The sequence below is a fragment of the Leptospira inadai serovar Lyme str. 10 genome (assembly GCF_000243675.2).
GTDB classification, from domain to species: domain Bacteria; phylum Spirochaetota; class Leptospiria; order Leptospirales; family Leptospiraceae; genus Leptospira_B; species Leptospira_B inadai.
In genome coordinates, this window is sequence record NZ_AHMM02000015.1 from 911195 (window position 1) to 924532 (window position 13338).

The window sequence follows — 13338 nt, forward strand, 5'->3', positions numbered from 1 at the left end:
TAAGGAAGGAACGTTAGTGACACGCCTATGTCCTCCGAGCCAGGAAAAGATCCGACGACTGCGAGAACGGCGTTTCGTTCCGCATCCAGAAAGGACGTAATACGCATCCTCGAGCGGATTACCGATGCATTCCTTTCCTTGGACCAGGACCTCAGAATTATATACGCCAATTTCGAAGCGGAACGGCTTTTGGATGTGATCCGGGAAAATTTAGTCGGAAAACGAATTGCCGAAATTTTGCCCCAATTTTCCGGCACTCTGCTATTTCCTACGATTATCGATTCTAAGAGGTCCGGAGTTCCAAAGGATTTGGAATTATTGGATTCGACCGACGGCACCTGGTACGAGGTTCGGATTTTTCCTTCCATAGAGGACGTCGCAGTCTATTTTAGGGACGTCACTTCTAGAAAATTGGGCGAAGTCAAGTTGAGAGAATCGGAGGAAAAACTTTCCGAGCTTGTTCGTACTTCCTTGGAACCGATCCTTTCGCTTAACGCGGCAATGGAAATCGTACTCATGAATCCTGCGGCGGAGGAATTATTCTCTTATCAAAGCTGGGAAGTCATGAACCGGCATATCGAGTTTCTCCTTCCGGATAGGCATAAAAAATGGGGGAGTCGAGTACTAGAAAAATTAGCTCAGAGTCCCGAAAAAGGAATTTTCGGTCCTTTTAGAGGCAGGAGAAAGGACGGTAGCGAACCGCTTTTGGAAGCTGCGGCTTCCAGGATGAAAACTTCTTCGGGAGAAGGTTTTACTATAATCGTACGAAATATTACCGAAAGAATTCGGACCGGCCGCAAACTTAGAAACACTGTCGAGGAATTAAGGCAGGTGGATAGGGAACGGAATCATCTTCTTCATAATCTGGAAGCCCAGGTTCGGGCTAGATCGAAAGAACTTTCCCGATTTTACACCTCGATGAAGGAGGAATTGAATCTCGCCAAGAGGGTCCAGAATAGCCTCCTTCCTCCGATTGACGCGTCCATTCCCGGGGCTTCCACATTTGTGACTTATTTACCGGTAATGGATGTCGGAGGAGATTGGTATGACGTATTCGAAGTTCGACCCGGGGTATTAAGGATTCTTCTCGCGGACGCTACCGGACACGGGGTGCAGGCTGCTCTTGTAACGATGACCATTAAAGGGGTTTATGAACCGATCAAATATGTGGCGAATTCTCCCGTAGAATTGCTTACCGGGATCAATTTCGATTATTGTAGAAATTTCAAAAGTTTACAAATGTATTTTTCCTGTTTTATCCTCGATATAGATACTCGGGAGAAAGAATTCAAATTCGCTTCGGCCGGGCACCCGGCGTTGTTTTGGAAATCCAAGGATAAAATCGAATTGCTGGAACGTACGGGATCTCTCGTCGGTCTCAATACCGGAATGGTTTTTACCGAGGAAGATCGTAAATACCGACCGGAGGATTCCATTCTAATGATTACCGACGGAATTTTCGAAGAGTTCGATTCCCACCAAAATCCGTTCGGAGAAGAACGCATCGAACTCATTTACAGGACATCCGGCTTGGAAGGGAAATCGTTACACGATCGACTCTTAAAGGACATGAAAGCTCATCTAGGCAATAGGGCCGCTCAGGATGATATAACGTTGATTTCAATTAATCTTTCGTAATATGACTGACTTGGTTCTACACATTTGGAAGGTTATTCCCCATCGTGATTGAAACGGCAGTGTTATCCTTCCTTCTGACCGTTTTATTGTTTTACGGTTGGTGGGAATATCGTAGTCATAGACGAATTCTTAAAAAAATTCCGATTCGTATTCATGTAAACGGAACGAGAGGAAAAAGTTCGGTAACCCGATTGATCGCCGCAGGATTGAGGGAAGCCGGTATTCGGACCATGGCAAAGACAACAGGAACTCTTCCGAGAATCGTATTCCCGAACGGCGATGAAAAGTCGGTCTATCGCCCCGGCGGCGCCAATATACTGGAGCAGACTAGGATACTGAGACTTGCCGCTCGAGAATCGGTGGACGCCGTCGTTCTGGAATGTATGGCGTTATTGCCTCAGAATCAATGGATCTCCGAGAATAGGATCGTTCAGGCCACTCATACGGTTATCACGAATATCGGAGAGGACCATCTGGAGATTATGGGACCCGAAAAAGAAGACGTTGCTCTCGCATTAGGCGCAACAATTCCCCCCAATCGGAAACTATTCACTTCGGAAGGGAAATTTTTGTACATTATAAAAAAGATATGTTTGGACCGAGGAACGGAATTGATTAGCGCCGCTCGGAGCGAAACCGATACGGTTACGGACGAGGATCTGGGCGGATTCTCCTATTACGAACATCGTGAAAACGTAAATTTGGCTCTCCGCGTTTGCGATTCGATCGGAGTGGATCGACAAACGGCGCTTAGGGGAATGCAGAAAGCGGTTCCGGATCTAGGCGCAACGACGGCGTATAAAATGGATTTTTTCGGCAGGCGTATCTACTTTGTAAACGGTTTTGCCGCAAACGATCCCGCATCTTCGAAACGAGTTTGGGAATTGGCAAGTTCCGCTTTTCCGGACGTTCAAAGTAAAATAGCGATCGTGAATTGTAGACCGGATCGTCCGGACCGATCTTTGCAACTCGGGACTGAGGTTGGTTCCTGGGGGGAAAATTCACCTCATGCGTATCTGATCGTCGGAACCGGAACTCATATTTTTGCAAAGGGTGCCCTTGATGCGGGAATCCCGGCTTCTAGATTGAATTTTGCCGAGGACGTTTCCGAAATGGAAATCTTTGAAATGGCCCTAGCTCTCGGTAGAAAAACGACATTATTCGTGGGCATCGGAAACATCGGAGGTTTAGGACTTTCTTTGGTTCGAACCTTTAAAAACCGCAGCGAATCGATAGGATTGAGATGATGGATTTATTAACCTTAGCAATCGGGATAGGATTATTCGTCAGTCTCGCGTTTGCGGAGTTTTTCGGAATTGCCGCAGGCGGATTGGTAGTCCCGGGTTATATCGCTTTGCAATTGCATCATCCTTTGGATATTCTCGTAACGATCGGATTAGGCGCACTTACATTCGGACTCGGGAAACTCGTTTCCGGAGTTACGATCCTATACGGAAAACGTAAAACTGCGTTTTTACTTCTGGCAGGTTTTGTTTTGGGCGCACTGTTTCAGGAGTTTCTGAGACGAAATCATTTTACTTCGATTTCGATCACCCCTTTACATTTTACCGATGAAGCAAAGGTCGTCGGACATATCATCCCGGGACTGATCGCACTTTGGATGGACCGACAAGGAGTTTGGGAAACCGTCTGCGTGCTTCTGACAGGCGCGGTCATCGTAAGATTGACATTAATTTTAATTCTAGGCGGGGAATTCCAACCGTGAAGAAAATCTACTGGCGACCTACTTCCGCATCCGTTAAAACTTATTTATTGATCGCCGGAATCTCGATCTTCGGATTATTTTTAGTGGAGACATTTAAGATTCAGCAAAGGCAGCCGTACTATGAACAAAAAATGGAAGCCTCCAGGACTGCAGACGAAGCCTTTACTCTGATTCGCAATATTCGGATCGAGAAGGGTCAGGTCCCCGATCCCGAATTCGATCCGGCTCGCTCGGGTTTGATCGGATCTTTTTTGACTGCGGTTACAAGCAATACCGGAATTATTACGGCTAAGCAAACTTCCGTGAATCCGAATTTTGCGGGGTTGCTCGTGGATCTTTTAAAGAAAGCGGGTGTAGAAGACGGAGGAACCGTTGCAGTCGGCTTATCCGGTTCTTTCCCCGCGCTGAATGTTTGCGTGTATGCCGCCGCAAAATCCCTGAATTTAGAGCTTGTCTCGATTTCCAGTTTGTCCTCCTCGCAATGGGGAGCAAACGATCCCGAATTTCTTTGGGCGGATATGGAAAGGGAATTGTTCAAGGAGAAACTCTTTCCGTATCGATCGATAGCATTGAGTTACGGTGGATTGGAAGATCGAGCGCTGGGCATTTCTCCGGAAGGCAAACGGCTTTTGGACGAATCGGTTCAACGGAATTCCCTCCCTCTCCTAACCGGAGATTCGTTTACTTCCAGCTTGGACGAGAGAATGCGACGATTCAAGAACGGAGCAAAGGGGGAATCGTTTCAAGCTTATATCAACGTAGGAGGCGGGACCATTTCGGTGGGAACAAAGGCAGGCAAATTGAGTTTTAAGCCCGGACTCAACAAAACACTTCCTCCCGGAGCAGCTAAAATCGATTCGGTCATGACCCGTTTTTTATTGGAAGATGTGCCGGTCATTCATTTGACCGAAATCGAGGAACTCGCCAAGAAATACGGATTTCCGTTACGCCCGAAGACCAGGCCGATCGTCGGGGAGGGTGAGATTTTTTCCAAGGAAGAATACGATCGTCGGTTTGCGGGGATCGTACTTTCGGCAATCCTGGCCCTGGTGTATTTTTTATTCCGAACTAAAGGAAAAATTATCGCCGATATCGATTCCGGACAGCCGTTTTAGCGAATTAGAAAATTATAAATTACCTTATCTCTTGATTTATCCTCGAGCAAAACCACTTCGTAATGATTTTTATCGGGAATTTCCAAAACCCTAAAATCCCGCATTTCTTTCCGCATTTTTTCGATCGCGCTGTCCGGAAGCAATTCGTCTCCCGGCTTAAAATTCGGTTTTCCGGCTCTAACCACTAAAACCGGACAAGTCATCGCGGAATAGGGAAGTCGATTATTTTCTTGTAATATTCGAAAACTTGAAATCGGATTTTTCAAAAATCTACGAAAAATCCCGATAGTGCGGATGGAACCGCCCATACTTTGCAATTCGGATTCCGCCACTCGAGGAGGAAGAGAGCACTGAACGGGACCGAACGGTCCGGATTCGTCGCTTGGACCTAGATACTTGGAAAGCGTTCCGATCGGTTCGAGTTCGTATTGCAGGAAATTCCGAATATCCTCGTTCCAAGCGGAGAGAATCGGCGATTTTTTCGCTTCCGCAAGATAGATCTCCTTGCTAGGGACGATCCTGCCGAGTCGTGCCAAAGAGGAACGGATCATTAGAAGGTTGGAAAATTTTCGCAGCGGAGATAAAGCCCCGCCTCCGTCGACCAATACGGCCTTTTCCAAGAACTGAGGCGCCAGCTCCGCTAATCGTAACGTGACCCAGCAACCCAATGAATGGGACAACACTGCGATTCGTTTGTATCCTAAAACTCCGGCAAGATCTTTCAAATCCTGAGCGTGTACTTTTGCCGAATATTCTCCTTCGGGTTTATCCGAATGTCCTCTTCCGCGCAAATCATAGGTGATCACCGTGATCCCTTTCTTGGAAAGAGTATGCGCGATCCGTTCAAAATTTCGTAGATTACCGGTGAGGCCGTGTATGCAGAAAAGAGGAATCTTATATTTTCCCGGAAATTTATCGTAAGCTAAACGGATTCCCGAAGGGAGTAGGGCGATCTTGGGTTCCCTCTGTGGCTGTGACATTTGTAATAATCATGAAATATCCGCACCGAGTCGACGCAGAATATTTCCCAGATTCTTTTCCATCTCTCCTCGAAAGGCCTGGTGAAGTAAAGCGATCTTTTCCTTGCGTTTCGTCGCGGAAAAACCTTCGCCGATTCTTTCCAACTTGTACCAAATCCGAGATTCCCCCAGTCCGGAAAATCGGATGCAAAAATCGTCTCCCGTCAGGTCGAAGCTCGTTAGAGTCCCTAATTCGCCGGCGGAGACGGCTTTTCGCAATTTTCTGAGAAACGTTTCCGGATCCTGTTCCTTGACTCGAATTTCTTTCATACGGTTAAGCGACGTAGAGCATATAAAGGCCTTGGAACAGACCTACGATCGCACCTAACACGGAACCGATCAGAATCAGCACGTATTCGTCTTCCTGGAATGCCGAGCGAAGAATAGGTTCGAACTCTTCGGGAGGAAGATCCTTCATTCTCTTGAACATATTGTTCTCAATGCTCATTGCACGTCCCATATAGCTTTCCAATTTGCTGGAACTATTCGCAAGAGTATCGCTCACATTCCGAATCACCTCTTTCTTAGTAGTTTCAAAATCCGAGTCCTCACCTTTGCCGTTTTCCGAATCTAAATTCCCGTTTAAATGCAATTTATGAGCGGCGCTGACGGTTTCCTCCTGAATGGTTTCCACCAGAGTTCTCGCAGCCCTTTTGTACAGGATCTCCTCTAGAACGTTTCTGGGTGTCAATACCTGAGTCGCAAACACGTTCGAATACTTTCGAGATACTTCTTCCTGCCTAGCTAAAAAAAGGCCTCTGTATTTAACCGGGCCGAAGCGTTTCTCGTACAAAGGCCGGAAGATCATGGTCAAAGCGACCCAGTTCGTAATATATCCTACAATGATCCCTTGGATGGGGAGAGTCCACCAAACGGGGAAGAATTCCCACAGAACGGCTTGCAGGATTCCTAAAGCGCCTCCCAGATACCAACCGCATCTCTCTATGAACGTAAATTCTTTCGAACCCACCTCCTCAAAGATATCCACAATCCTTTTTACGTTCGGACCGGTGAGCTTCCGGAGAACTAGAGATCGGAAATTGAAAACGGAGGAGACATTTTCCTTAACCTGAACCATGATATTCCGTACGGTATGAGCGCATTTTTCCTGAACGGCGTTTATGATTTCCTGTTCATGCCCGTTCTCGAGATGCTTCCGCATATCCGGATCGATATGATGAATGATTTCCTTCGTAGCGGAAGGTACCAAACCGTCTAGAACAGGCTGAAATTCCTTTTCAAGCTGTTCGGGATCTACCTTGGAAAAAAAATCCTCTACTTTGATCAATCTCTCCGTCATAATATTCACGGATTTTAGAGCCAGCTTTTGGGCTTTCTTCGGAACGATTCCTTGCCATCCCAAATAAGGTGGGATTCCGACGAATTCCAAAGGATAGAAAGTCATCTTCAGTGCGACTACGTTGGTAAACCATCCGACAAATCCGTAGGTGAATGGCATCATAATAATACCGATTAGCTCTTTATTTTGGCTAAAGAAGGATAAATCCATGTTTTCAATTCCTGTAGCGACCGCTATAATGGCGGACTCTTTTGCAAAGTCCCGTTCGAGGGAAAGGGCTGCAAGTTCTTTTTCTGAAATTCCCGGAAGTAAAAACGCTTCTAAAAAAGGCTGTAGGTGAAACTACTTTCCTTTAGGCATACCTTGTTCTTTCCGGTTCCTCAAGATTTACGCGTGTTCTTCTCTTCATGAATCAATGGATTATTCTGCACAGTTCGGAAGGCCGCATTCTTGCAATGAACCTACCTGAATCCCAATGGGAAGGGAAAACGATCGGAGATTTATTCAACGGGACCGAAGCGATTCTCGGCCAATCCGGAACCGCCGCTTTACGTTGTAAACCCGAGTTCGTATCCATGACTTCTTCAGAACCGGATGTGGTCGCAAAATGGAAGAGGATACGGGACCAATACTGGTTGGAGCTGACTACCTCGTCCGATTCCGGAGCCTATCCGGAAAATTTCCCAAAAGATCTATTTTCCAACGACCTTCCTTTTCGCCAAGTCTTCGAAACGAATCAAGCCATCAAATGGATTTTGGATCCCGAGACAGGCGGTATCGTTTATGCAAACGAAGCTGCGAGCCTTTTTTACGGCTACTCGAGAGAAGAACTCATGAGTATGAAGATTACCGACATCAATATTCTCTCCCAAGAAGTAGTTTACGAGGCGGTGCATAGCGCAGCGATAGAATCACGGCATTATTCCTTATTCAAGCATCGATTGAAAAACGGTGAGATTAGGGAAATGGAGATCTATACGGGCCCGATTCGACTGAACGGTAAGATTCTGGTTTTCTCGATACTGTATGATGTTACGGATCGAGTGGAAGCCGTAAAAAAACTCGAGGAAAGCGAAAAGAAATATCGATCCATCGTTGAAAATGCGTCCGACGCGATCGTCATCACCGACCGAGGCGCTCGGTTACTGGAAGTAAATCGTCGGTTCGAAGAATTGCTGGATTATTCGAAAGAAGAACTTCTTTCATTCAAGCTAGAGGACGTGTTGGATACGAACAGTTGGCGGGAGACTTCGGAGATTATGCCTAATTTGATCGTAGGCAGGCCGGTCACCTTGCAAAGAAAGTTGAAATCCAAAAGCGGAACTCTTATCGATTGCGAAATCAACGCGGTCTTATTGGATTCCGATAAAGCGATGGGAATCGTTCGAGACGTTACCGAACGAAACCGGATCACCGAAGAGTTGGAAAAATCACTCGCGGAAAAGGAGGTCATGCTCCAGGAGATTCACCATCGGGTGAAAAACAATCTACAGGTGATCGCAAGTTTACTCGGTCTACAGTATGAAAATTACGAGGACCCCACAATCAGGAGTGCGTTGTTAGAAAGCGAAAGTCGGGTAAAGTCCATGGCGTTAGTTCACTCCGAATCGTACCGATCCGATAATTTTACGGAAGTCGATTTAAAGAATTACTTCTATTCGCTATCCTTTAATTTGATTCGGACGTATGAAGCGTCCCAGCGAATCATGTTGGATCTAGAAATTCTACCTTCGAAAGTAACGGTAGAAAAGGCCATACCGTTAGGTTTGATCCTAAATGAGCTCTTAACGAATTCCGTTAAATACGGATTTCCGGGAGAGCGCAAGGGAAAAATCCGGATTCGACTCGAGTCGGATGAGCGCGGGTACTTACTAAAGTACGAAGACGACGGTCTTTCCTACGATCGGGACTTCTTGGAAAGATCCGGTTCGATCGGTCTGCAATTAATCGATATTTTGACGAGACAATTGCGTGCAAAGTCGGATTTTAAAACGGGCGAGGGGATAAAGTTTACGCTTCGGATCCCGGAATGAAATCTCTTATATTCCCGTTAGTAATGAAGTCCATTTAGACGGTCTTTCCGAAGTTTCTATTCCGGTCGAAGTTTCCCGAAACTTGGAAGATGAAATTCGAATGGCCGAATTCTCGGCAATCAACCAGGAAAGTAGCTTGAAGGTTTTTTTCCGGGGGCTAGACTCGGTTTTTCATAAGGAAATTCTATGCAACATTCAATTGAAGAGATTCTGCAAGGCATTTATCTTTTTTCCAGTTTCTCCAAAGACGATCTCTCTAAGATTGCGGAAAAAACAAAATACAAGGTTCTGGAGCAGGGTGATTCGGTCTACCAAGAGGGAAACGAAGCAAAGGCATTTTACGTCGTTATGTACGGAACTCTTAAAATCGTGACTTCAACCGAAAAAGGAACCGACGTAAACGTGACCACGATCGCCACGGGAGATCATTTTGGAGAGTTTCCGTTTTTAGATCAGGGGAAGCGTGCGGGAACGGTGGAAGCGATGGAACGTTGCGAATTGCTGGAAATTCCTTTCGAGCATCTCCAAAAAACTTTGGACGAAGATAAGGAATTAGCGCTAAAATTTTATAAAAGCATTACTACTTACCTGGTAAAAAGGATGAGATTACTCACCCACGATCTCGCTTATGCGAGAGAACTTAAAAAACGTTATTCTTAAAATTCAGTCGCGAGAAACCTGGATGAAAGCCGCCTTGACCCGTATCGTTCTACCATTTTTGCTATTTAGTTTAACCTTCGTTTCCTGTTCGGGAACGTTAGTTCGATTCGGATTCGGTTATGAGCGTTGGAAGTCCAACGTCGAGAAGAAGGAACTAAAACAAGCTCCTTGGAATTGGGTTTACTTGGAAGGAGGAAGCGGTAAAGAAAAGATTCTAATGGTTCACGGTTTCGGCGGGGATAAGGACAATTGGACCCGGTTTGCCGGAGGATTGACGGACAAATACGATATTATCGCCGTCGACTTGCCCGGCTTTGGAGAGAACGAGAAATTAACCGATCAAGGATACTCGATCGATCAACAAGTGGAGCGATTGGATCAATTTACGAAAGCCATCGGTTGGGATAAATTTCATATAGTCGGAAACTCCATGGGTGGATGCATTTCCGGAGTTTTTGCCGCTAAACATCCGGAGAAAATTCTTTCTCTCGGCCTATTCGCTCCGAGCGGAATCAATAGCCCGATAAAAAGCGAGCTCTCCAAAAATATGGAGAACGGGAAAAATAATCTCATCGTCACCAACACGGACGAGTTCGAAGAATTAATGAAGTTCATATTCGTGAATCCTCCTAAGGTACCTTCGATTCTTAAAGGGTATTTCGCGGAAAGAGCGGTTAAAAACGCCGAGTTTAATAAAATCGTATTTAAGGATATTCGCAAGGGATTTCCGCTTCAAGAAAATATGAAATCCATAAAATCGAAGACATTGATTCTCTGGGGGGATACGGACCGTGTTCTTAGCGTATCCGGAGCGGAAGTATTGGAAAAAGGAATTTTCCGTTCTACGAAGGTGATTTTAAAGGATGTCGGGCATGTCCCGATGTTGGAAAAACCGGTGGAAGTCGCGAATATCTACACGGATTTTCTTTCGAAATAATCGTTTATAGAATCGCGAATATCTTCGAATTTATAAGGTTTGGAAATGAAGGAGTTCATTCCGGATTCCAAATATTCTTCGAGTTCATCCGCCAAGGAAATTGCAGTGAGGGCGACGATCCAGGGAGATTCCGCAGATTTCTTGAATTCCTCCCGTAATCTACGAGCGGTTTCGAATCCTCCCAATTCCGGCATGATGAGATCGAGATAGATGATATCGTATTTGCTTCTACGAATGGCGTTTAATACTCCCAGTCCGTTATTTACGATTTCGACTTCGTATCCCGATTTCTGAAACATTCTTTTTGCAATGACCTGGTTGATATGATCGTCTTCGGCGACGAGAATTCGAAGCGTTCGAATCGTTGTTGGAGTTCCGTTTCCCTGAGTTGGATTCATACTTTATTTAGCGCAGTATTTGCATTTGCTTCCTCATAAATCTCTTTTTCAATTCGGAATAGAACGCATTCTTTCTATTATAGGACGCCGTTATCTTGCTCTTTTCAGGAATTAAATAATGTCTAAACTATGGAATATTACCCAGTAAATTGTGCATATTCGCAAAGCGTTAGAAAAATCAATCGAGGAAATAGGGGACGATTTAGTAATCTGTCCTGAATGGAAGTGCGAAAGCTTCTAGGCGCTCTCGGAAATAAAATGACGTTTACTTGGCTTCGAAACTGGTCTACGAAACGTTTGTTCGGAAAAAAATCCTATGAGGAGATGCGCTCCTTTTTGCCGGAAGTCACCTACGATTTTATGTATCGTTTGGACGTATCGGAGGATTATCAATTTCAAGTCGGTTGGGCGAATGAAAGTTTTTGGCGCTTCTTCGGGAAAAAACCCTTCCATAAGAAAAATAGACTTCCTATCGATCGTTTATTAAACGTGCATCCTGAAGATAAGGGGCTCGTTTCCGAAAAGATCAAGACTCTCCTCACGGGAAAGGCGTCGGTTCAAGAATATAGAATTTTGAACGAAGACGGAGAGATACTTTGGATTCGAGATCATGGAAAACCGATCTTAAATCCGGAAACGCGTAGAGTGGTTCAAATTTACGGGTCCATCCAGGATATCACATTACGAAAGAAAAATGAAATTATACTTCGGGATCAATTGGACTATATTCAGATTTTATTGGATAGTACCGACGAATGGGTTATCCAATTAAATCAGGTAGGTATCATTCAATACGTAAATTCCTCCGGTAGACAGGAAGTCAAGAATCAATTCGGATTGTCCCTCCAGAAAGGAATTAACCTTTCTTCTTTGCTTTCCCCCGAACACCGGGAAATATTCAATTCGCAACTCGAGAAAGCCTTTGCCGGAGAAAAAGGAAAATGGCATTTTAGTCGATTGTTTCCGACCGAAATGAACTCCGAATTGGAAGTTTCGTTTGCACCTTTGAAGAAGGAAGGAATGATAAAAGAAGCAGTCATTTTCTTAAAGGACGTGACTTTACGAACGGTCTGGGAGACGGCCTTGCTGGCTAGCGAAGAAAAATATCGGAAATTGGTGGAAGTATGTCCGGATGGAATCGGACTCCATTCCGAAGGAAAATTACTTTATTTGAATGATGCAGGTTTAAGAATATTAGGATATTCTTCCCTGGAAGAGATCGAAGGCAGATCGGTTTTCGATTTCGTTCATCCGGATTCCCAAAAATTGGTTTCGGATAGAATGTTGCGCGCTCTGAAATTTGAAATGCCGTTGGCCCCCATCGAAGAGAAATTTATAATGAAAGACGGCAGCGAGGTACAAGTCGAAGTCACCGGGATCGCATTCCAACAGAGAGACAGTAAGTTCATGCAAGTCATCTTTCGGGATATTTCCGAAAGAAAAAAAGCGCAACAAGAACTGTTCGAATTGCGGAAAAAAATCATGCTAGCCAACGATAGGCTTCGGGCAATTATCGAAGGAGTCAAAGATTCGATATGCGCCGTCGATATGGATATGCGGGTGATGGCCTGCAATAGTTCGTTCGAACTTTTGGTCTGGAAGCTTTACGGAAAGAGGATCAGCGAAGGAGATCGTATCTCCGACGTTTTTTTGACCGATCCTAAGGAGCGAAACACGATTATAGAAAACTGGAGTCGCGCCTTGCGGGGAGATGTCTTCCGTGTCGAGCGAAGAATTTCGGGTCTAGTGAACGAAAATATCGTATTAGAAATAAATTATAGTTCCATCAGGGACTTTAGTCATAATTTGATAGGAGCCGCCCAGGTGATCCGGGATGTTACCGAGCGCTACCAATACGAAGAAACCTTACGGATATCGCTTACCGATAAGGAAGTAATGCTTAAGGAAATCCATCATAGAGTAAAAAACAATCTGCAGGTCGTTTCAAGTTTATTGAGCCTGCAAACCGAATTTACGGACGATCCGAAATTGGTTTCGATTATTAAGGAATGCGAACGACGCATTCAATCGATGGCGCTTATTCATAAAGAGTTATATCAAAACGAATCGATAGCGGACGCGGATTTTCAAGAGTACCTTAATAATCTTTTAGTCGCGCTCGTTCAGTCGTTCGGCGCCAGTCGTAAGGTCAAATACACCGTCGAATCGGACGAGTTGAAGTTAAATTTGGATTTCGCAATCCCTTTGGCTCTCGTACTGAACGAACTTGTTTCAAATAGCTTGAAATATGCGTTTCCGGGAGAAAGGGCCGGGAATATCAATATAGGAATTACCCGAACCGCAAGAACCTTAATTATCGAAGTTAAGGACGACGGAATCGGACTGCCCACCGGGTTTAACATCAAAGAATCGGAAAGCCTCGGTTTGCAATTGGTAGGAATGCTGCTCGGAAAACTTAAGGCCGATTGGAATTTGGTCCCGTCGGACACCGGCGTTCATTATCGGATAGAACTCTCGAATCTAACCTAGATCGGGAAAAAGGTTGATCGTC

12 protein-coding genes are annotated in these 13338 nt (G+C 45.1%); 8 read left to right on the forward strand and 4 right to left on the reverse strand.

Annotated features, from left to right (window positions below; genetic code table 11):
* The first annotated feature begins 27 nt into the window (after window positions 1-27).
* The 4 genes from LEP1GSC047_RS07910 to pgsW are packed head-to-tail and all read left to right on the forward strand — an operon-like array spanning window position 28 to window position 4479.
* Window positions 28-1638: a SpoIIE family protein phosphatase gene (locus LEP1GSC047_RS07910; RefSeq protein WP_010410703.1), complete on the forward strand. Its 1611-nt coding sequence runs from the start codon at window positions 28-30 to the stop codon at window positions 1636-1638.
* Window positions 1639-1682: 44 nt separating this feature from the next.
* Window positions 1683-2885 carry a poly-gamma-glutamate synthase PgsB gene (pgsB, locus tag LEP1GSC047_RS07915; RefSeq protein ID WP_010410701.1) on the forward strand — a complete coding sequence of 401 codons (1203 nt, stop codon included), beginning with the start codon at window positions 1683-1685 and terminating at the stop codon, window positions 2883-2885.
* Complete coding sequence (gene pgsC, locus LEP1GSC047_RS07920) at window positions 2885-3364, forward strand: poly-gamma-glutamate biosynthesis protein PgsC (RefSeq protein WP_020988529.1); 480 nt, start codon at window positions 2885-2887, stop codon at window positions 3362-3364. The genes pgsB and pgsC overlap by 1 nt, the downstream gene beginning before the upstream one ends.
* Window positions 3361-4479, forward strand: a complete 1119-nt coding sequence (pgsW, locus tag LEP1GSC047_RS07925) for a poly-gamma-glutamate system protein (protein WP_010410697.1) — start codon at window positions 3361-3363, stop codon at window positions 4477-4479. Before pgsC ends, pgsW begins: the two co-directional genes overlap by 4 nt.
* Here pgsW and LEP1GSC047_RS07930 read toward each other — a convergent pair.
* Genes LEP1GSC047_RS07930 through LEP1GSC047_RS07940 form a run of 3 tightly spaced genes read right to left on the reverse strand, consistent with a single transcriptional unit; the run spans window position 4476 to window position 7008 of the window.
* Window positions 4476-5459: an alpha/beta fold hydrolase gene (locus LEP1GSC047_RS07930; RefSeq protein WP_010410695.1), complete on the reverse strand. Its 984-nt coding sequence runs from the start codon at window positions 5457-5459 to the stop codon at window positions 4476-4478. The two genes, pgsW and LEP1GSC047_RS07930, sit on opposite strands and share 4 nt — an antisense overlap.
* Before the next feature lie 9 nt (window positions 5460-5468).
* On the reverse strand, window positions 5469-5768 hold the full coding sequence (locus LEP1GSC047_RS07935) for a hypothetical protein (RefSeq protein WP_010410692.1): 300 nt from the start codon (window positions 5766-5768) through the stop codon (window positions 5469-5471).
* Between the two features lie 4 nt (window positions 5769-5772).
* Entirely contained in the window at window positions 5773-7008 is a 1236-nt protein-coding gene (locus LEP1GSC047_RS07940) for a DUF445 domain-containing protein (RefSeq protein ID WP_010410690.1), read from the reverse strand.
* A 245-nt stretch (window positions 7009-7253) separates the two neighbouring features.
* On the opposite strand from LEP1GSC047_RS07940, the gene LEP1GSC047_RS07945 reads away from it, so the two are divergent.
* The 3 genes from LEP1GSC047_RS07945 to LEP1GSC047_RS07955 all read left to right on the forward strand — a co-directional run bounded on the left by LEP1GSC047_RS07945 (window position 7254) and on the right by LEP1GSC047_RS07955 (window position 10428).
* Entirely contained in the window at window positions 7254-8831 is a 1578-nt protein-coding gene (locus LEP1GSC047_RS07945; protein ID WP_010410687.1) for a sensor histidine kinase, read from the forward strand.
* A gap of 186 nt (window positions 8832-9017) precedes the next feature.
* Entirely contained in the window at window positions 9018-9491 is a 474-nt protein-coding gene (locus LEP1GSC047_RS07950) for a Crp/Fnr family transcriptional regulator (protein WP_010410685.1), read from the forward strand.
* Window positions 9492-9513: 22 nt separating this feature from the next.
* Complete coding sequence (locus LEP1GSC047_RS07955; RefSeq protein ID WP_039934434.1) at window positions 9514-10428, forward strand: alpha/beta fold hydrolase; 915 nt, start codon at window positions 9514-9516, stop codon at window positions 10426-10428.
* On the opposite strand, the gene LEP1GSC047_RS07960 is transcribed toward LEP1GSC047_RS07955, so the two are convergent.
* A complete protein-coding gene (locus tag LEP1GSC047_RS07960) occupies window positions 10404-10826 on the reverse strand; it encodes a response regulator (protein WP_010410680.1) in 423 nt (140 codons plus the stop codon). The genes LEP1GSC047_RS07955 and LEP1GSC047_RS07960 overlap by 25 nt on opposite strands.
* A gap of 258 nt (window positions 10827-11084) precedes the next feature.
* Here LEP1GSC047_RS07960 and LEP1GSC047_RS20825 point away from each other — a divergent pair, with 258 nt between their 5' ends.
* Window positions 11085-13316: a PAS domain-containing sensor histidine kinase gene (locus LEP1GSC047_RS20825; protein WP_020988362.1), complete on the forward strand. Its 2232-nt coding sequence runs from the start codon at window positions 11085-11087 to the stop codon at window positions 13314-13316.
* Window positions 13317-13338: the final 22 nt, after the last annotated feature.

Bases quoted from the DNA above. Each gene is read 5' to 3' on its own strand.
- LEP1GSC047_RS07910 (WP_010410703.1), top strand. From the start codon at position 28: ATGTCCTCCGAGCCAGGAAAAGATCCGACGACTGCGAGAACGGCGTTT.
- LEP1GSC047_RS07930 (WP_010410695.1), bottom strand. From the start codon at position 5,459: ATGTCACAGCCACAGAGGGAACCCAAGATCGCCCTACTCCCTTCGGGA.
- LEP1GSC047_RS07945 (WP_010410687.1), top strand. From the start codon at position 7,254: ATGAACCTACCTGAATCCCAATGGGAAGGGAAAACGATCGGAGATTTA.
- LEP1GSC047_RS07935 (WP_010410692.1), bottom strand. From the start codon at position 5,768: ATGAAAGAAATTCGAGTCAAGGAACAGGATCCGGAAACGTTTCTCAGA.
- LEP1GSC047_RS07960 (WP_010410680.1), bottom strand. From the start codon at position 10,826: ATGAATCCAACTCAGGGAAACGGAACTCCAACAACGATTCGAACGCTT.
- LEP1GSC047_RS20825 (WP_020988362.1), top strand. From the start codon at position 11,085: ATGACGTTTACTTGGCTTCGAAACTGGTCTACGAAACGTTTGTTCGGA.
- LEP1GSC047_RS07950 (WP_010410685.1), top strand. From the start codon at position 9,018: ATGCAACATTCAATTGAAGAGATTCTGCAAGGCATTTATCTTTTTTCC.
- LEP1GSC047_RS07955 (WP_039934434.1), top strand. From the start codon at position 9,514: ATGAAAGCCGCCTTGACCCGTATCGTTCTACCATTTTTGCTATTTAGT.
- LEP1GSC047_RS07940 (WP_010410690.1), bottom strand. From the start codon at position 7,008: ATGGATTTATCCTTCTTTAGCCAAAATAAAGAGCTAATCGGTATTATT.
- pgsC (WP_020988529.1), top strand. From the start codon at position 2,885: ATGGATTTATTAACCTTAGCAATCGGGATAGGATTATTCGTCAGTCTC.